Raw genomic sequence first — 17493 nt, 5'->3', positions numbered from 1 at the left:
CGGCCCGCCGCGCTGCTGCGCCAGTGCCGCCACGGGCGCCCCCGGCGTGCGAGGGTGGGGGCATGGACCTGGTCGTGTCGCGTGCGCTCACGATCCCCGCGGCGGAGCTGACCTGGCGCTTCTCGCGGTCGTCGGGGCCGGGCGGGCAGCACGTGAACACCTCCGACAGCCGGGTGCAGCTGTCGTGGGACGTCGCCCACGCCGACAGCCTGACGGAGGCGCAGCGCGAGCGCCTGACGTCGCGTCTCGACGGGCGCCTGGTCGCCGGCGCCCTGACCGTCACGTCGTCCGAGCAGCGGTCGCAGCTGCGCAACCGCGAGACGGCGCTGGCGAAGCTCGCCGAGATCGTCACCGCGGCGCTCGCCCCCGACGCCGCACCACGACGGCCGACGCGCCGGACGCGCGGCTCCGACCGCCGCCGGCTGAGCGCCAAGGGCGAGCGCTCGGCCACCAAGCAGCAGCGCCGCCGCCCCACCGACGACTAGCAGCCGCTCAGGCCGTGAGGCACCAGGTCGTCGCACGCGAACCACGCCGCGGCATGGTTCGGGTGCGAGGACGTGGTTCGTCGTCGCCGAGGCGACGTGGTGCGGAGGGCGTGGGATTCGAACCCACGAGACATCTCTGCCCACTTGTTTTCAAGACAAGCTCCATCGGCCGCTCGGACAGCCCTCCCGGTGCGCGACGGGCGAGCCCGCACGACCGTGGCCGAGTCTAACCGAGGAGGCGCGGGCGACACGGGCGGGATCCCCCGGTCCGCGAGGCGGTCGCCCCCTCGACCCCGACCCCGCTGCCGCCGCCGCAGCCGCTCCCGCCGCTACAGCGTCGCGAGCGCCGCGGCGAGCCCGTCGTCGACGTCGGAGCCGGTGCGCTCGTTCGCGACGGCGAAGACGTCGTCGGGCGCCTGGCCCATCGCGCAGCCGCGCCCCTGGGCCGAGGCCCAGCGCAGCATGTCGATGTCGTTGCGGCCGTCGCCGGCGGCGAACACGCGCTCGCGCGGGATGCCCAGCCACTCGCGCACCCGCTCGAGGGCCGTCGCCTTCGTCACGCCGTCGGGCGCGATGTCGAGCCAGGCCGTCCAGCCGACGTTGTAGTTCACCTTCGAGAGGCCCATCCGCTCGACGACCTCGAGGAAGTCGTCGGTGCCGTGGTCGGGCGAGACGACGACCACCCGGGTCGCCGGGCGGTCGAAGAGCTGCTCGAACTCGACCTTCTCGGCGTTGCCGCTCGACTCGACGGTCGGGAACGAGCCGCAGTAGCGCAGCACCCCGTCGCGGTCCTCGACGGCGTAGCCGCCCTCCTGGATCTCGCCGCGGATCGTGGTGAGCACGTCGGTCGGGTCGAACTCCTCGACGTGCACCTGCCCGTAGCCGGTGGGCGCCGACTCGTCGCGCCCGAGCGTGATCGCCCCGTTCGCGGTGACGACGTAGTCCGAGACGAGGCCGAGGCGGTCCATCACCGGCAGCGTCGTCGAGACCGAGCGGCCCGTGGCGATCATCACCGCGTGGCCGGCCTCGCGCAGGCGGCGGATCTGCTCGGCGACGCCGTCGGTGATCGTGCCGTCCTCCTGCATGATGGTGCCGTCGACGTCGAGGGCGACGAGCCAGCGCTCACCGTCGACCACGCCCGCGGCGGCGGCCGAGGCCGCGACGTCGGTCGGGCTGCCCACGCCGCTCACGCGACCGGCTCGATGACCTCGAGGCCGCCGAGCCACGGGCGGAGCGCCTCGGGCACGACCACCGAGCGGTCGGCCCGCTGGTGCGTCTCGAGGATCGCCACCAGCCAGCGCGTCGTCGCCAGGGTGCCGTTCAGCGTCGCCACGGGAGCGGTCTTGCCGCTCTCGGTGCGGTAGCGGGTGTCGAGCCGGCGGGCCTGGAAGGTGGTGCAGTTCGACGTGCTGCTGAGCTCGCGGTAGGTGCCCTGCGTCGGCACCCAGGCCTCGATGTCGAACTTGCGGGCGGCGCTCGAGCCGAGGTCGCCGGCCGCGACGTCGATGACGCGGTAGTTGAGGCCGAGCGACTGCATCATCGTCTCCTGGAACGAGACGAGCCGGTCGTGCTCGGCGGTGGCCTGGTCGGGGTGCACGTAGCTGAACATCTCGAGCTTGTTGAACTGGTGCACGCGGAGGATGCCGCGGTTGTCCTTGCCGGCGGCGCCGGCCTCGCGGCGGTAGCAGGTCGACCAGCCGGCGTAGCGGATCGGCCCGGCCTCGACGTCGAGGATCTCGTCGGCGTGGTAGCCGGCGAGCGCGACCTCGCTCGTGCCGGTGAGGTAGAGGTCGTCGGCGGGCAGGTGGTAGACCTCGTCGCTGTGCGAGCCGAGGAAGCCCGTGCCGGCCATGATCTCGGGGCGCACGAGCGTGGGCGTGATCAGCGGGGTGAAGTCGTTCTGCACCGCGAGGTCGAGCGCCATGTTCATCAGCGCGAGCTCGAGCCGCGCGCCGATGCCGCGGAGGAAGTAGAAGCGCGAGCCCGACACCTTGGTGCCGCGCTTGATGTCGATCGCGCCGAGCACCTCGCCCAGGTCGGCGTGGTCGAGCGGCTCGAAGTCGAAGGCGGGGCGGGTGCCGACCTCGCGGAGGGTGACGAAGTTCTCCTCGCCGCCGGCGGGCACGCCCTCGATGACGGGGTTGCCGAGCGAGCGGATCGCCCGGTCGAACGCGGCGTCGGCCTCGGTCGAGGCGGCCTGCGCCTCCTTCACGCGGGCGGCGAGCGCCTGCGCCTCGGCGACGAGCGCGGCCTTCTCCTCCTTCGGGGCCTTCGCGACGGTCTTGCCGAAGGCGTTCTGCTCGGCGCGCAGGGCCTCGAAGGCCGAGATCGCGGCACGGCGGGCGGAGTCGGCGGCCACGGCGTCGTCGACCAGCGACTCGGAGTCGCCGCGGGCGCGCTGGCTGGCCTTGAGGAGGTCGGGGGCGTCTCGGAGCAGCTGGGGATCGATCACGCGACCATCCTAAGGAGTGCGTGTGGACGTCAGCCCCCGTCCCTCCCCGGAGTCGCGGGTCGGCCCGTTCTCCCTGCGACCTGCCCCGAGACCGGTCGCGGGGGCTCCCCGACCAATACGCTCGGCGCATGACCCCCTCCCCCTCCTCCTCGCCCGCCGAGCCCGGCTCGACGCCCTCGGCCGAGACGACCCAGAAGACGGCCGCGCTGGTCTACAACCCGATCAAGGTCGACATCGAGGCCGTCAAGGAGTCGATCGCCCGCCACGAGCGCGAGGCCGGCTGGGGCGAGACCCGCTTCTACGAGACCAGCAAGGAGGACCCGGGCGGAGAGGTCACCGCGCAGGCCCTCGCCGACGGCGCCGACATGGTGATCGCCGCGGGCGGCGACGGCACCGTCCGGGCCGTGGCCGAGGCCCTGCGGGGCACGGGCGCCTCGATCGGCCTGCTGCCGTCGGGCACGGGCAACCTCCTGGCCCGCAACCTCGACCTGTCGCTCGACAACCTCGACGACTCCATCGCCACCGCCTTCCAGGGGCGCGACCGCGACATCGACCTCGGGGTGGTCGACATCGAGCGCGAGGACGGCCAGCGCGAGACGTTCGCCTTCGTCGTCATGGCCGGGGTCGGCCTCGACGCCAAGATGCTCGCGAACACCAACGACGACCTGAAGGCGCGCGTCGGCTGGCTCGCCTACGTCGACGCGATCATCCGCGCCCTGCGCGACAACAACAAGATCGACGTGCGCTACGAGCTCGACGGGCGCGGCCGCAAGTCGATGCGCGCCCACACGGTCATCGTCGGCAACTGCGGCCTGCTGCCGGCGAACATCATGCTGCTGCCCGACGCCGCGATCGACGACGGCCAGTTCGACATCGTCGCCCTGCGCCCCGAGGGCTTCTTCGGCTGGTTCCAGATCTGGTTCAAGATCGTGTGGGAGAACGGCGTGCTGCGTCGCACCCAGGTCGGCCGCCGCATCCTCGCCGCCAACAGCCGTGAGGTGCGCACCCTGCGCTACATGAAGGGCCGGAAGCTCGTGGTGCGGCTCGAGTCGCCGCAGGACTTCGAGATCGACGGCGACTCCGTCGGCAAGGCCGTGGCCCTCCGCGCGGTCGTCGACGAGGGCGCGCTGACCGTGCGCGTGCCCGCCGACAGCTAGGCACCGCCGGGCCGGGCCGAGCGGGGCCGAGCTGGGCGCGGCCCGCCGGCTCGCGACCTAGAGCGACCCGGCCACCAGCATCCGGAGCCAGTCGCGGGCGTCGACGAACGCGTCGTCGTCGTTGCGCGGCGAGACCTCGACCGGTCGGCCGTCGGCCCGGGGGTACGAGCCGAGGAAGATGACGTTCGGGCTGAAGCGCTTGAGCCCGAGCAGCGCGTCGGCGACGCGCTCGTCGAGCACGTGCCCCTCGAGGTCGATGACGAACCGGTACCGCCCGAGGGCGTCGCCGATCGGGCGCGACTGGATCAGGCTGAGGTTGATGCCCCGCGTCGCGAACTGCTCGAGCATGTCGACCAGCGCGCCCGCGCCGTCCTCGGGCAGCTCGACGATGAGGCTCGTCTTGTCGGCCCCGGTCGCCGGGGGCACAGGCACCGTGCGGCTGACCAGCACGAACCGCGTGACGGCGTTCCGGTTGTCGCCGATCTCGGTCGCGAGCACGTCGAGGTCGTGGTGCTCGGTGATCGTGGGCGGCGCGACGGCGGCGTCGGCGCGCCCCGCGCCCGCCGGCGCGGCGAGCAGGTCGGCGGCCGCGGCGACGTTCGACGTCGCGGGCAGGTGGCCGTGGCCGGGCAGCGCCGCCTCGAGCCACCGGTGCGTCTGGGCGTAGGCGACGGGGTGTGCGTTGACCACGCGCACCTGGTCGAGGGTCGTGCCGGGGCGCGCCACGAGCACGAAGTCGACCTGCACGAGGTACTCGCCGACGATGCGCAGGCCCGGCACGGTCGCGAGGGCGTCCTGCGTGGCCGAGACGCCGCCCTCGACGCTGTTCTCGATCGCGATCATCGCGGCCGTGCTGCGGCCCGAGACGACGTCGGCGAGGGCCTCCCCGACGTTGTTGACGCTGTGCCACACGGCGCCCGCGGCCTCGGGCACCTGCTTGAGCGCCGCCTCCGTGAAGGTGCCGGCCGGGCCGAGGTAGCTGTAGGTCGGCGAGGAGGCGGGGGTCGACATGACCGAGAGCCTACTGAGGGCCGTCGACGAGGCGCGACGGAGCGGGGCCGCTGGTGCCAGGATGACCCCATGACCGACCGCGCCGGAACCCCCGCACAAGACAGCGACCTGATCGACACCGGTGAGGTCGTCGACGCCTACTACTCCCTCGTCCCCGACGTCACGAAGGCCGAGCAGAAGGTCGTCTTCGGCACCTCGGGCCACCGCGGCTCGTCGCTCGACGCCGCGTTCACCGAGACGCACATCGCCGCGATCACGCAGGCGATCGTCGAGTACCGGGCGGGGCAGGGCATCACGGGCCCGCTGTTCATCGGGCGCGACACCCACGTGCTGAGCGGGCCGGCCGAGCGCACCGCGGTCGAGGTGCTCACCGGCAACGGCGTGCACGTGCTCGCCGACGCCGAGGGCGGCTACGTGCCGACCCCCGCGCTCAGCCACGCCATCCTCGTCTACAACTCCGACCCGGCGAACCTCGACAAGGCCGACGGCATCGTCGTCACGCCGAGCCACAACCCGCCCCGCGACGGCGGTTTCAAGTACAACCCGCCGCACGGCGGGCCCGCCGACAGCGACGCGACCGGCTGGATCGCTGACAGGGCCAACGAGATCATCGCGGCGGGCAACGTCGACGTGCTCCGCGGCGACGGCAGCCCGGGTCGCCACGACTTCCTCCGCGGCTACGTCGGCGACCTCGCGAACATCATCGACATGGAGGCCATCAAGGCCGCGGGCGTCAAGATCGGCGCCGACCCGCTCGGCGGCGCGAGCGTCGAGTACTGGGGCGCCATCCGCGACGTCTACGGCCTCGACCTCACCGTCGTGAACCCCGGCGTCGACCCGACCTGGCGCTTCATGACGCTCGACTGGGACGGCAAGATCCGCATGGACCCGTCCAGCCCCTCGGCCATGGCGAGCGTCGTGCGCCGCAAGGACGAGTTCGACGTGCTCACCGGCAACGACGCCGACGCCGACCGCCACGGCATCGTGACGCCCGACGGCGGCCTGATGAACCCGAACCACTACCTGGCCGTCGCGATCGACTACCTCTACACGCACCGCCCGCAGTGGCGCGAGGACGCCGCGATCGGCAAGACGCTCGTGTCGTCGAGCATCATCGACAAGGTCGCCGAGAAGCACGGCCGTCGCCTCTGGGAGGTGCCGGTCGGCTTCAAGTGGTTCGTGCCCGGGCTCGTCGACGGCTCCGTCGCCTTCGGCGGCGAGGAGAGCGCCGGCGCGTCCTTCCTGCGCAAGGACGGCACGGTCTGGACGACCGACAAGGACGGCATCCTCCTCGCCCTGCTCGCGAGCGAGATCATCGCCGTCACGGGCAAGACCCCGTCGCAGCTCTACCGCGAGCTCACCGAGGAGTTCGGCGACCCCGTCTACGAGCGCGTCGACGCCGCGGCCAGCAAGGAGCAGAAGGCGCGCCTCGGCAAGCTCGACGGCGACGCCATCACGGCCACCGAGCTCGCGGGCGACCCGATCACCGCCACGCTCAGCGAGGCGCCCGGCAACGGCGCCGCGGTCGGCGGCCTCAAGGTCGTCACCGACAAGGCGTGGTTCGCGGCCCGCCCCAGCGGCACGGAGGACGTCTACAAGATCTACGCCGAGTCGTTCGAGGGCCCCGAGCACCTGGCGCGCGTGCAGCAGGAGGCGAAGACGATCGTCGACGCCGCCCTCGGCAGCTAGCGACGGGCCTCACGCGACGAGGAGGGGCCGGGCTGCGATCGCAGCCCGGCCCCTCCTCGTCGTCACGACCACGGCCGCAGCCGCGGCCGCAGCCACAGCGGCGGTCAGCCGGCGTACGTCGGCGCGGCCGGCAGGCCGAAGAACTCCTCGAGCGTGGTGACGCCCTGCTGGTGCATCTCGGTCGAGAGCGGCACGCCCACGTAGCGGAAGTGCCAGGGCTCGTACGTGAAGCCCGTCACCGCGGTCTTGTCGGCCGGGTACCGCAGCAGCCAGCCGAACCGCCAGGCGTTCTCCGCGAGCCAGCGGCCCTGCGACGTGTCGCCGAAGCACGCCTGCAGCACGCAGCTCAGCGGCAGCGGGCTGATGTCGGCGACGAGCCCGGTCTGGTGCTCCGAGAAGCCCGGCCGGGCGCTCTGCACGTCGGCCTGGGCCTGGCCGAGCTGCTGCACCCACCCCGCGTAGACGGTCACCTGCGTCGCGTACGAGCGGTACGCGCTCTGCACGGTCATGGGGCCCGCGCCCTCCGCCTCCCCCGCGGCGAAGAGGGCGAGCAGGGCGTCGCCGGCCTCCTTCCGGAAGACGGGCGGGTTCTGCGACGAGACGTCGACGGTGACGAGGTCGGCGGGGGCGTAGTCGACCGGGTCGAGCGGCCGCAGCTTGTCGCTGACGACCCAGAGGCTGGCGGGGTCGTCGACCGAGAGGGCGCCGCGGTCGAACGTGGGCGTCGCCGGCGCGGCCGGCTCCGGGGCTGGGGTCACGGGGTCCTCCGTCGGGGCCGGGGCGGGGGGCGTCGAGGTCGCCCGGGGCGTCGCCGAGGGAGTCGCGGTGCCGGTCACCGAGGCCGGGTCGCCCGCGCCGGTGCACCCGGCGAGCACCGCGGCCACGAGCCCGAGCGCCAGGGCCGTGGCCACGCGGCGCCGCGAGACGCGGCCCGGGGAGGCGGGGCGGAGGCGCGGGCGGCGTGACGACATGCGCTCCAGGGTAGGGGGCGCACCGCGGGTCGAGCGGACGTCACGTGGCGGCGCGACGCCGCGTGGAGTAACTTCTGCGTACCACGCAAGTTTCTCGTCGACGTGACGTCGACGATCGGCGCTCACCGCGCCTCCGGCGCTGCTGCCCCCTCCCCCCGCGGCCCGCCGCGCACCCCGTCAGACTCACCGCACCAGGAAGACCACACATGTCCCGGGTCACCGACTCCTCCCCCGCCGCCGCCGCGCCCGCCGAGAGACAGGGGCTGATGACGCACCGTCAGATCCTCTTCGTCATCTTCGGGCTGATGGCCGGCATGTTCCTCTCCGCCCTCGACCAGACGATCGTCGGCACGTCGATGCGCACCATCGCCGACGACCTCGACGGGCTCAGCCTGCAGGCCTGGGTCACCACCGCGTACCTGATCGTGTCGACCATCTCGACGCCGATCTACGGCAAGCTCAGCGACATCTTCGGCCGCCGCCCGCTGTTCCTCATCGCGATCTCGATCTTCCTGGTCGGCTCGCTCGCCGCCGGGTTCAGCGAGAGCATGTACCAGCTCGCGATCTTCCGGGCGATCCAGGGCATGGGCGCCGGCGGCCTCATGGCTCTGCCGCTCACGATCATGGGCGACATCCTCGCCCCGCGCGAGCGCGCCAAGTACCAGGGCTACTTCCTCGCCGTCTTCGGCATCTCGAGCGTCATCGGCCCGCTGGTCGGCGGCCTGTTCGCCGGCGCCGACGAGATCCTCTTCGTCACCGGCTGGCGCTGGGTCTTCCTGATCAACATCCCGATCGGCATCGTCGCGCTGGGCGTCGTCGTGCGGTTCCTGCACATCCCCGGGCAGGTGCGCCGCGAGAACGTCCGCATCGACTGGCTCGGCGCCGGCGCCGTCATCGTGGCCGCCGTGCCGCTGCTGCTCGTCGCCGAGCAGGGCCGCGAGTGGGGCTGGAGCTCGCCCCGCGCCTTCGCCTGCTACGTCGTCGGCGTCGTCGGGATCGCCGCGTTCATCGCCGTCGAGCGCCGCATGGGCGACGACGCGCTCATCCCGCTCAAGCTCTTCCGCATCCCGACCTTCGCGATGTCGACGGTGCTGGGCGTCCTGGTCGGCTTCGGCATGTTCGGCGCCCTCCTGACGGTGCCGCTGTACCTGCAGCTCGTCAACGGCGCGACGCCGACCGAGAGCGGCTTCCAGATGCTGCCGATGATCGCGGGTCTGATGATCTCGTCGATCGTCTCCGGCCAGCTGATCGCCCGCACCGGGCGCTACAAGATCTTCCCGATCACCGGCACGGCCTTCATGGCCCTGGGCTTCTTCTGGTTCACGACCCTGTCGTACGACAAGCCCTACTGGTTCATGATGTTCGGCATGCTGCTGGTCGGCCTCGGCCTCGGCCAGCTGATGCAGACGCTGACCATCGCGTCGCAGAACTCGGTCGGCCCGCGCGACATCGGCGTGGCCACGTCGGCCTCGACGTTCTTCCGCCAGATCGGCGGCACGCTGGGCACCGCCGTCCTCTTCTCGGTGCTGTTCTCGCGCATCCCGCAGACCATCGCCGGCGCGTTCGCCGACCGCGACCTGCAGGCCGACGCCCAGGCGGCCCTCGCCGACCCGGCCGTCGCGAGCGACCCGGCCAACGCCTCCATCCTCGGGCTGTACCAGTCGGCCCAGGGCGGCGACACCTCGCAGGTCGGCGGTGCGCTCAACGGCGACACGTCGTTCCTCAACACGGCCGACCGCCGTCTGGCCGCGCCCTTCCTCGACGGGTTCGCCAACGCGACGGTGACCGTGTTCTGGGTCGCGCTGACCGTCGTGCTGGTGGCGTTCGTGCTCAGCTTCTTCCTCAAGGCGACGCCGCTGCGACAGAAGTCGGCCATCGACGAGGCCCACGACGACGCCCAGGCGGCCCTCGCCGCCGACGCGGCCGTGCAGGCGCAGGAGGCGGCCGCCGCGACGGGCGCGCTCGTCTCGCCCGACACGGGCAGCGTCCGGACGGTCGACGGGGGCGACGCTCCCCGCCGGGGGAAGGCCGCCGACGGAGCCTCCGAGGAGCCTGCGGATCACCGACCGTGACTGGACTCCGTCGCCGAGGCGAGTAACGTTGACGACGACGTAGGCGCCACGCGCTGACGTCCTGGTCGTCTCGCCTCCGGCGGTCCCTGCCCGTGAAGCTCAGCGCGGGAGGCGCGACGACCCCGGGCCGTGCACCTCAGGGTGCACGGCCCGTCCTCGTCTCCGAGCCAGGCTCCCTCTCGGCCCGTGTCGGGCCGGTCCACGCGTCCGGGCCCGGTTCCGGGCCGCGCCGCCGGCCCCTCCCTGGGAGAACGACGGGCCCCTCGCCACCGTCGCCAGCCCTAGCTAGACTCTCTAGCATGCCCGACAGGTCAGCCCCGATCTACGACGCCTCCGGCTACTGGTACTCCAGCAGCAACGAGGAGCGCGGCGTCGAAGTGCTCAACGCCCTGCGCCGCTACCGTGCGGCCGAGTCCGAGATGCGCCGTCGCACGCGCACCTCGATGAAGATGGGCGAGACCGACCTCGCGGCCGTCCGCTTCCTCCTCCGCGCCCAGCGCCGCAGCGAGACCGTCAGCGCCAAGGAGCTGGCCGACCACCTCGGCATCACCTCCGCCTCGACCTCGGTGCTCATCAACCGCCTCGTGCGCAGCGGCCACATGGAGCGCCACTCGCACCCGACCGACAAGCGCGGAGTCCTGCTCACGGCCACCGGCGACTCGAACAGCGAGGTGCGCGCCACGATGGCGAGCATGCACACGCGGATGATCAGCGCGGCCGAGTCTCTCACCGCCGACGAGTCGGCGGCCGTCGTGGGCTTCCTCCGCGACATGACCTCCGCGATCGAGATCGACGACCACGGCGTCGACGGGCCCGCCGGCCAGGGACACGACGCGACGACCGCGGCGCCGGCCGCCGTGGCCGCCCACCCGCATGTCGCCACCGTCCGCGAGACCGAGAACGCCTGAGCCGTTGACCCGTGCGGCAGGGCGCCCAGCTCTGCTCGGCCGCGCCGCTCAGCTCAGCTCGCCGTGGCCGTCTCGGAGCCCGGCTCGGTGGCCGGCGGCTCCGCGACGACGAACTCCGCCGACGGGAGCCGTCGACGCATGACGGCCACCGCCTCCTCGTTGCTGTCGACGAGCACGTAGCGGCGCCCCAGGGCGTCGGCCACGGCACCGGTCGTGCCGCTGCCGGCGAAGAAGTCGAGCACCCAGTCGCCCTCGCGCGACGAGGCCTGCACGATGCGGCGCAGCACGCCCTCGGGCTTCTGCGTGGGGTAGCCGGTCTTCTCGCGGCCGGTCGGCGACACGATCGTGTGCCACCAGACGTCGGTCGGCAGCTTGCCCCGGGCGACCTTCTCGGGGGTGACGAGACCGGGCGCCATGTAGGGCTCCCGGTCGACCGTCTCGGAGTCGAAGTGGTACGCCGAGGCGTCCTTCACGTAGACGAGGATCGTGTCGTGCTTCGTCGGCCAGCGGTTGCGGCTCTTGGCGCCGTAGTCGTAGGCCCAGATGATCTCGTTGAGGAACGACTCGCGGCCGAAGAGCGCGTCGAGCAGCACCTTCGCGTAGTGGGCCTCGCGGTAGTCGAGGTGCAGGTAGAGCGTGCCGTCGCGGGCGAGCAGGCGCCAGGCCTCGGCGAGGCGCGGCTCGAGGAACGACCAGTAGTCGTCGAAGTGGTCGTCGTAGCGCATCAGGTCGCCGCGGATCCGCTCGTAGCCTCGCCCCTTGAAACCGGTCACGGCGGTGACCGACCCCTCCACGCTGCGGATCGAGGTCGTCGAGCGCCGCTGCTGGGGCCGCCCGGTGTTGAACGGCGGGTCGAGGTAGACGACCGTGAAGGCGCCGTCGGGCAGCTGACGGGTCGCGTCGAGGTTGTCGCCGTGGACCACGAGGCTCGGGGAGTCACGGGTCCAGTCGACGGGCATGGTCACCATTCTGTCGTGCCGGGCAGCGGCCAGTTCACCGGGCGTAGGGTCGCCGGATGAGCATCACCGTCGAGAACCGCCCGCAGCAGTCCCAGTACGCCCTCGTCGAGGACGGCGAGACCGTCGGCTTCGCCGCCTACGACGTCGTCGGCGACGAGATCCGCTTCACCCACACCGAGATCGAGCCCAGCCGTCGCTCGGCCGGCCTCGGTGCGCAGCTCGTGCAGGGCGCCCTCGACGACGTGCGCGCCGAGACCTCGCTGCGCGTCGTGCCGCTGTGCCCGTTCGTCGCCGACTGGGTCGACGAGCACGTCGACTACCAGGAGCTGCTGGCCCGCTGACCCCGGTCGCCGACCCGCGACTCCCCCCGGCTCTCGGAGCTGCGCCCGCCGGGCACACCCGCGAGGCTCAGGTCACGGGACCCGGCGGAGCCACTCGGGCGTGGCGAACTTCGTCGTCACGAGCTGCTCGGCGGCCTCGAGCTCGGCCTCGGTGACGTGGCCGGTCGTGGCGCCGTAGAGGCCCGTGAAGGTCTGCTTCATCCGCTCGATGATCTCGGCGCGGGGCAGGCCGGTCTGGCTGCGGAGCGGGTCGACGCGCTTCGCGGCGCTCGTGGTGCCCTTGTCGCTCATCTTCTCGCGGCCGATGCGGAGCACCTTCACCATCTTCTCGCCGTCCATGTCGTACGACATGGTCGCGTGGTGCAGCAGCGCGCCGTTCCCGAGGCGCTTCTGGGCGGCCCCGCCGATCTTGCCCTTGGCGCTCGTGATGTCGTTCAGCGGCTGGTAGAACGCGTCGATGCCGAGCGACTTCAGCGCCGTGATGACCCACTCGTCGAGGTAGGCGTAGCTGTCGGCGAAGCTCATGCCCTGCACGAGCTCGCCGGGGGCGTAGAGCGAGTACGTGACGATCGACTGGGCGTCCATGAACATGGCGCCGCCGCCGCTGATGCGGCGGACGACCTCGAAGCCGTGCTCCTCGGCCGCGTCGAGGTCGACCTCGTTGCGGAGCGACTGGAAGCTGCCGATGACGACGGCCGGCTGCTCCCACTCCCAGAAGCGCAGGGTGGGGCCCCGACGGCCGGCGCCGACCTCCTCGGTGAGCACCTGGTCGAGGGCGAGGTGCATGTTCGGCGACACGGGGGCGTCGTGGATGATCTGCCACTCGTGGTCGCGCCAGTCGCTGGCCTTCGACAGGCTGCGACGGATCGCCACGGCGACGGCCTCGGGCGTGAAGCCGAGCAGGACGGCGTCGTCGGGCAGCCCGGCACGGACGGCCGCGGCGATCGTCGCGGCGTCGGACTCGACGGGCAGGCCCGTGATCGAGCGGTCGATGGCGTCGAGCGCCGTGTCGGGCTCGAGGAAGAAGTCGCCCGCGAGGCGGAACTCGGCGATGCGCCCGTCGCGCACCTCCAGGTCGACCACCACGAGCTTGCCGCCAGGGACCTTGTACTCACCGTGCATGCGAGCAGCCTATGCCTGCCGGCCGGGGCGGGCGGGGCGGGCGGGGGGCGTCGGCGGGCAGCAGCCCCCGGGGAGGCGCGGGTCAGCGGGGCACGCGGGAGTCCAGCCAGCGGGTCAGGTCGTCGAGCACCTCGTCGCGGTTCGTCTCGCGGAAGATCTCGTGCCGTGCGCCCTGGTAGACGACGAGCTCGACGTCGGTGAGGCCGCTCCGGTTCACGTAGGCGTCGGCGAGCCTGCGCGCGCTCTCCTCCCCGCCGAGCGGGTCGTCGTCGCCGACCATGATCAGCAGCGGCACGTCGTGCTCGAGGTGCTTCGACGGGCGGCCCAGCAGGCGCAGCGTGTCGCGCCAGCCGAAGAGCTGCATCACCTTCGCGTCGACGACGAGGGGGTCGGCCGCCATCGCCTCGGCGACCGCGGGGTCGCGGCTCAGCCACTCGAAGCCGGTGCTGCCGAGGTGGGCGTGGCGGGAGTTCAGGTCGCCGCCGTTCATGCTGCCGGGCACGCGGTAGGCGGTGCCGGTGAGCACGACGGCGTCGTAGAGCGAGGCCTGCCGGTCGACGATCGCCTGGAGCATCAGCGACCCCCACGAGTGGCCGAGCGCGACGACGGGGAGGCCGGGGGCCTCGGAGCGGATGATCCCCGTCAGCTGGACCACCGCCTCCGCGGCTCCTCGCACGCCCGAGGGGCCGAGGCGCCCGAGCTTCGTGTGGTCGCCGCCGTGCTGGCCGAGACCGGTGGCGCCGTGGCCGAGGTGGTCGTCGGCGTAGACCGTCCAGCCGGCGCGGACGAGGTGCTGCGCGACCTCCTCGTAGCGGAGCGCGTGCTCGCCGACGCCGTGCATGATCTGCACCGACCCGCGGGGGTCGGCCGCCCGCCACACGTAGTAGTGGACGGTGACGCCGTGCGCGTCGACGAACTCGAAGTCGCCCCGGGCGGCGGAGAAGGTGGGCATGCGGTCATCTTGGCACCGACCGGGGGCGGTCACGGTGCGGCGGGCGGACGCGAGGAGGCGCGGGCCGGCTCCCGAGGGCCGGCCCGCGCCCCCGGCACGGCGTCAGGGTCAGCTGCGCGGCGCGTCGACGTCGGTGCGGACGACGCCGAACGCGGCGTCGAGGTCGACGTCGACCTCGGTGCCGTCGTCGAGGCGGACGTCGACCTCGTAGGCCACGCCGCCGTCGTCGCTGCGGTCGACGTCGGTGACGGTGCCGCCGCCGGCCGCGCTGAGCGCTGCGGCGGAGGCCTGGTCGTGGTCGGCGCCGGTGACGGTGTCGTCGTCGGTGCCGGTGCCGGTGCCGGTCGTGGCGTCGTCCGAGCCGCCCGCGGAGTCGTCGGTCGCGCTGCCGGAGGTGCCGTCGCGGTCGTCGTCGTCGTCACGGCCTCCCCGGTCGCCCCGGTCGCCGCCGTGGTCGTCGCCCGTGCGGGTCGACGTCACGGCGTAGTCGTCGTCGAGGTACACGTGCGTCTCGCCGCCGCCGGGCAGCGAGACCTCGACCTCGTAGCCGGGCAGGCCGTCGCCGATCGTGTCGACCTCGGTGACGGTGCCGCCACCGGTCTCGGCGAGCGCCGCCTCCCGGACACGGTCGGTGGTCTGGGCCGACAGCCGGTCGTCGTCGAGGCCGGTCGCCAGGGCGACGCCGCCGCCGCCGAGCACGAGCACGGCCGCCACTCCGCCGGCCATCAGCAGGGTCTTCTTGGTGTTCTTCATGACGGTGTCTCCGTTCGTCGAGCCGCGGTGCGGCCGGTGGTCGTGGGGTGGTCGGTGCCGGTGCGGGGCGGGCCCGTCGGCGATGACCCCACTGTGCCGACCGGGCGCTGAAGCACCCCTGAAGCGACCTGAAGGGACGTTCAGCCGGCGCGGTCACGCGTCGAGTGGCCACGATCTGCTGCTCGCCGACCCCGCGAGGCGCAGATCGCGACCACTCGGCGGGAGGCTCGGCGGCACGCGTCCGTGCGCAGGCGTCGAGTGGTCACGATCTGCTGCTCGCGGGCCCTGCGACACGCAGATCGTGACCACTCGACGGGAGGCTCGGCGTCAGCCGGCGGCAGGAGCGGCGTCAGCCGGCGGGGAGGTCGACCACGAAGCGCGCGCCGCCGAGCGGGGAGTCGTCGACGCGCACCGCTCCCCCGTGCACGCGGACGATCTCGGCCACGATGGCGAGCCCGAGGCCGCTGCCCCCGGCGTCGCGGTCGCGGGCCTCGTCGAGGCGGACGAAGCGCTCGAACACCCGCCCGCGGTCGGCGACGGGCACCCCGGCACCGTCGTCGTCGACGGTCAGCACCGCCCGGCCGTCGCGCTCGACGAGGGCGAGAGCGACGGTCGACGTGGCGTGCCGTGCGGCGTTGGCGACGAGGTTGCGCACGACCTGCCCGAGCAGCGGCTCGTCGCCGACGACGCGGGCGGGCCCGACGCCGGTGGCGTCGACGCGGAGCGGTGAGGAGGCGCGGAGCCGCGACACCTCCGCCACCACGAGGTCGTCGAGGTCGACGGGCCGTCGGGCCACGCCGAGCTGCCCCTCGTCGGCGCGCGCCAGCACCAGCAGGCCCTGCACCAGGGCCGTGAGGCGCGCCTCCTCGCCGAGCACGGTGCCCGCGAGGGCCTGCCCGTCGATGCTGCCGGGGTGGAGCAGCGCGACCTCCGCGTGCTGTCGGATCGTCGCCAGGGGCGTCTTGAGCTCGTGGGAGGCGTCGCCGACGAAGCGCCGCTGCGCGCGGGCCGAGGCGTCGAGCCGGTCGAGCATGCCGTTCAGGGTGCGGGCCAGGCGGGCGATCTCGTCGCGCCCGCCGGGGTCGCGCAGCCGTCGGTCGAGGCGCGCGGCGGTGACCTCGTCGACCTCGCGGCGCATGGCCTCGACCGGGCGCAGGGCCCGGCCGACCACGAACCAGGTCGTCACGCCGAGCACGACCAGCGCCACGGGCACGGCGACGCCGAGCGTCACCAGGCTCGCCGCGGAGGCGGCCTGCGCCTCGTCGAGGGAGCGCGCGGCCACGACGGTGAGCTCGGTGGTGCCGACCGCGTCGTCGTCTGCAGCGTCGGCCGTGTCGTCGTCGGTGCCCCGGCCCCCGCGGCCGGACGAGTCGTCGTCATCGTCGTCGTCGCCTGACGCCGACGCCGACGCCGACGCGGAGGGCTCGTCGCCCGACGACGCCCCGCCGGTCGCCCCGCCGTCGACGTCGGCGGTGTCGCGCTCGACGACGAAGGCCTCGCCGTCGAGCCGTGCCCGGCCGCCCGACGGCACGGTCGACAGACGGGCCGCCTCGGCGACGAGGTCGTCGTCGCCGCCGGCCGCGAGCACGGCGCCGGCGGCGTCGAGCACGACGACCAGCGTGCCGTCCGCGTCGCCGGCCACCGCGACGGTGGGCGTCTGCCCGGCCTCGAGCGCCGAGGCGACGCGCGAGACGTCCTCCTCGGCCGCCGAGCGCGGGGCGTCGTCGAGCACGGCGCGCTGCACGAGCGCGAAGACGAGCGTGAAGAGGCCGAGGGTGACGGCGACGGCGAGCACGGCGGCCGCGGTCGTGCGGAGGCGCAGCGAGCCACGGCGACCACGGCGCCCGGCGGGAGGGATGCGCTCAGCCACCCCGCGACTCCAACCGGTACCCGGCCCCGCGGAGCGTGACGATCGCCTCCCGCCCGAAGGGGCGGTCGACCTTGTTGCGCAGGTGCCGCACGTACACCTCGACGATGTTGGGGTCGCCCTCGAAGTCGTCGTTCCAGACGCCGTCGAGCACCTCGCGCTTCGTGACGACGCTGCCGGCCCGCCGCATCAGGAACTCGAGCACCGCGAACTCGCGGCTCGTCAGGTCGACGAGCGCGTCACCGCGGTGCACGGTGCGGGCGGCAGGGTCGAGCCGCAGGTCGCCGGCCTCGAGCACGACCGGCCGCTCGCGGGCGCCGCGCCGCACGAGGGCGCGCAGGCGCGCGAGCAGCACGGCGAACGAGAACGGCTTGGTGAGGTAGTCGTCGGCGCCGGTGTCGAGGGCCTCGACCTGGTCCCACTCGCCGTCCTTCGCCGTGAGCATGATGACGGGGGTCCAGTCGCCGCCCTCGCGCATGGCCCGGCAGACGGCGTAGCCGCTCATGCCGGGCAGCATGATGTCGAGCACGACGACGTCGTAGCTGCCCTCACGGGTGCGCCAGAGGGCGTCGGTGCCGGTGCCGGCCACGTCGACGGCCATGCCCTCGGCCTCGAGCCCGACCCGCAGGCCCTCGGCCAGGGTCGCCTGGTCCTCGACGACGAGCACTCGCACGGCCGGCTCCCTCCCCGCGGGCGCCCTGCCCACGGGCCCAGTCTGGCGGGCGAGCGCTGAACCGGCGCTGAAGCGGAGGGA

Annotated in this window: 16 protein-coding genes and 1 tRNA gene; 6 read left to right on the top strand and 11 right to left on the bottom strand. The window is 73.3% G+C overall.

All coding sequences use genetic code 11. The features are described 5' to 3' along the window. Positions 1-62 precede the first annotated feature (62 nt). Entirely contained in the window at positions 63-485 is a 423-nt protein-coding gene (arfB, locus tag FHR77_RS00325) for an alternative ribosome rescue aminoacyl-tRNA hydrolase ArfB (RefSeq protein ID WP_167257916.1), read from the top strand. Positions 486-587: 102 nt separating this feature from the next. Here the strand turns inward: arfB and FHR77_RS00320 are convergent. The 3 genes from FHR77_RS00320 to serS form a co-directional block, all read right to left on the bottom strand. After that, positions 588-672 (bottom strand) — tRNA-Ser (locus FHR77_RS00320). A gap of 142 nt (positions 673-814) precedes the next feature. Further along, positions 815-1666, bottom strand: coding sequence for an HAD family hydrolase (locus tag FHR77_RS00315; protein WP_341777158.1), 852 nt, complete (start codon positions 1664-1666; stop codon positions 815-817). A 5-nt stretch (positions 1667-1671) separates the two neighbouring features. After that, on the bottom strand, positions 1672-2937 hold the full coding sequence (serS, locus tag FHR77_RS00310) for a serine--tRNA ligase (RefSeq protein WP_167257914.1): 1266 nt from the start codon (positions 2935-2937) through the stop codon (positions 1672-1674). A gap of 128 nt (positions 2938-3065) precedes the next feature. Between serS and FHR77_RS00305 the strand changes: the two genes are divergently transcribed. Further along, positions 3066-4094, top strand: coding sequence for a diacylglycerol/lipid kinase family protein (locus tag FHR77_RS00305; RefSeq protein WP_167257912.1), 1029 nt, complete (start codon positions 3066-3068; stop codon positions 4092-4094). Positions 4095-4151: 57 nt separating this feature from the next. Here FHR77_RS00305 and pheA read toward each other — a convergent pair whose 3' ends face one another. Next, positions 4152-5105 (bottom strand): prephenate dehydratase, encoded by a 954-nt coding sequence (gene pheA / locus FHR77_RS00300; RefSeq protein WP_167257910.1) that lies wholly within the window; start codon positions 5103-5105, stop codon positions 4152-4154. Between the two features lie 69 nt (positions 5106-5174). Between pheA and pgm the strand changes: the two genes are divergently transcribed. Further along, positions 5175-6794, top strand: a complete 1620-nt coding sequence (gene pgm / locus FHR77_RS00295) for a phosphoglucomutase (alpha-D-glucose-1,6-bisphosphate-dependent) (RefSeq protein ID WP_167257908.1) — start codon at positions 5175-5177, stop codon at positions 6792-6794. Positions 6795-6898: 104 nt separating this feature from the next. Here pgm and FHR77_RS16280 read toward each other — a convergent pair whose 3' ends face one another. Then, positions 6899-7765, bottom strand: coding sequence for a M15 family metallopeptidase (locus FHR77_RS16280; RefSeq protein WP_167257906.1), 867 nt, complete (start codon positions 7763-7765; stop codon positions 6899-6901). 206 nt (positions 7766-7971) lie between these two features. Between FHR77_RS16280 and FHR77_RS00285 the strand changes: the two genes are divergently transcribed. Beyond that, the gene (locus FHR77_RS00285; protein ID WP_243861353.1) at positions 7972-9837 is read left to right on the top strand and encodes an MDR family MFS transporter; all 1866 of its coding nucleotides are present in this window, start codon (positions 7972-7974) and stop codon (positions 9835-9837) included. Positions 9838-10136: 299 nt separating this feature from the next. Continuing rightward, positions 10137-10745 (top strand): MarR family winged helix-turn-helix transcriptional regulator, encoded by a 609-nt coding sequence (locus FHR77_RS00280; protein ID WP_167257904.1) that lies wholly within the window; start codon positions 10137-10139, stop codon positions 10743-10745. Between the two features lie 53 nt (positions 10746-10798). Here FHR77_RS00280 and FHR77_RS00275 read toward each other — a convergent pair whose 3' ends face one another. Then, a complete protein-coding gene (locus tag FHR77_RS00275; protein WP_424955520.1) occupies positions 10799-11713 on the bottom strand; it encodes a DNA-methyltransferase in 915 nt (304 codons plus the stop codon). A gap of 47 nt (positions 11714-11760) precedes the next feature. Here FHR77_RS00275 and FHR77_RS00270 point away from each other — a divergent pair, with 47 nt between their 5' ends. After that, positions 11761-12045: a GNAT family N-acetyltransferase gene (locus tag FHR77_RS00270; protein WP_056052050.1), complete on the top strand. Its 285-nt coding sequence runs from the start codon at positions 11761-11763 to the stop codon at positions 12043-12045. 72 nt (positions 12046-12117) lie between these two features. Here the strand turns inward: FHR77_RS00270 and lplAB are convergent, their stop codons facing one another. The 5 genes from lplAB to FHR77_RS00245 all read right to left on the bottom strand — a co-directional run bounded on the left by lplAB (position 12118) and on the right by FHR77_RS00245 (position 17412). Beyond that, a complete protein-coding gene (gene lplAB, locus FHR77_RS00265; protein ID WP_056052046.1) occupies positions 12118-13167 on the bottom strand; it encodes a lipoate-protein ligase LplAB in 1050 nt (349 codons plus the stop codon). An 82-nt stretch (positions 13168-13249) separates the two neighbouring features. Next, a complete protein-coding gene (locus FHR77_RS00260) occupies positions 13250-14119 on the bottom strand; it encodes an alpha/beta hydrolase (RefSeq protein ID WP_167257901.1) in 870 nt (289 codons plus the stop codon). A 108-nt stretch (positions 14120-14227) separates the two neighbouring features. Further along, the gene (locus tag FHR77_RS00255; RefSeq protein WP_167257899.1) at positions 14228-14872 is read right to left on the bottom strand and encodes a PepSY domain-containing protein; all 645 of its coding nucleotides are present in this window, start codon (positions 14870-14872) and stop codon (positions 14228-14230) included. A gap of 349 nt (positions 14873-15221) precedes the next feature. Continuing rightward, the gene (locus tag FHR77_RS15705; RefSeq protein ID WP_341777157.1) at positions 15222-16742 is read right to left on the bottom strand and encodes a sensor histidine kinase; all 1521 of its coding nucleotides are present in this window, start codon (positions 16740-16742) and stop codon (positions 15222-15224) included. After that, positions 16735-17412 (bottom strand): response regulator transcription factor, encoded by a 678-nt coding sequence (locus tag FHR77_RS00245; protein ID WP_167257897.1) that lies wholly within the window; start codon positions 17410-17412, stop codon positions 16735-16737. Before FHR77_RS00245 ends, FHR77_RS15705 begins: the two co-directional genes overlap by 8 nt. Between the last annotated feature and the right edge of the window lie 81 nt (positions 17413-17493).

Source organism: Frigoribacterium endophyticum (genome assembly GCF_011759585.1).
GTDB lineage: Bacteria > Actinomycetota > Actinomycetes > Actinomycetales > Microbacteriaceae > Frigoribacterium > Frigoribacterium endophyticum.
Note: the sequence above shows the minus strand (reverse complement) of the source record. Positions and strands in the feature narration are given on the sequence as shown.

What these genes read in the sequence shown, in the direction of transcription:
- arfB (WP_167257916.1), top strand. Translation starts at nt 63, where the DNA reads ATGGACCTGGTCGTGTCGCGTGCGCTCACGATCCCCGCGGCGGAGCTG.
- FHR77_RS00305 (WP_167257912.1), top strand. Translation starts at nt 3,066, where the DNA reads ATGACCCCCTCCCCCTCCTCCTCGCCCGCCGAGCCCGGCTCGACGCCC.
- pheA (WP_167257910.1), bottom strand. Translation starts at nt 5,105, where the DNA reads ATGTCGACCCCCGCCTCCTCGCCGACCTACAGCTACCTCGGCCCGGCC.
- pgm (WP_167257908.1), top strand. Translation starts at nt 5,175, where the DNA reads ATGACCGACCGCGCCGGAACCCCCGCACAAGACAGCGACCTGATCGAC.
- FHR77_RS16280 (WP_167257906.1), bottom strand. Translation starts at nt 7,765, where the DNA reads ATGTCGTCACGCCGCCCGCGCCTCCGCCCCGCCTCCCCGGGCCGCGTC.
- FHR77_RS00285 (WP_243861353.1), top strand. Translation starts at nt 7,972, where the DNA reads ATGTCCCGGGTCACCGACTCCTCCCCCGCCGCCGCCGCGCCCGCCGAG.
- FHR77_RS00280 (WP_167257904.1), top strand. Translation starts at nt 10,137, where the DNA reads ATGCCCGACAGGTCAGCCCCGATCTACGACGCCTCCGGCTACTGGTAC.
- FHR77_RS00275 (WP_424955520.1), bottom strand. Translation starts at nt 11,713, where the DNA reads ATGGTGACCATGCCCGTCGACTGGACCCGTGACTCCCCGAGCCTCGTG.
- FHR77_RS00270 (WP_056052050.1), top strand. Translation starts at nt 11,761, where the DNA reads ATGAGCATCACCGTCGAGAACCGCCCGCAGCAGTCCCAGTACGCCCTC.
- lplAB (WP_056052046.1), bottom strand. Translation starts at nt 13,167, where the DNA reads ATGCACGGTGAGTACAAGGTCCCTGGCGGCAAGCTCGTGGTGGTCGAC.
- FHR77_RS00260 (WP_167257901.1), bottom strand. Translation starts at nt 14,119, where the DNA reads ATGCCCACCTTCTCCGCCGCCCGGGGCGACTTCGAGTTCGTCGACGCG.
- FHR77_RS00255 (WP_167257899.1), bottom strand. Translation starts at nt 14,872, where the DNA reads ATGAAGAACACCAAGAAGACCCTGCTGATGGCCGGCGGAGTGGCGGCC.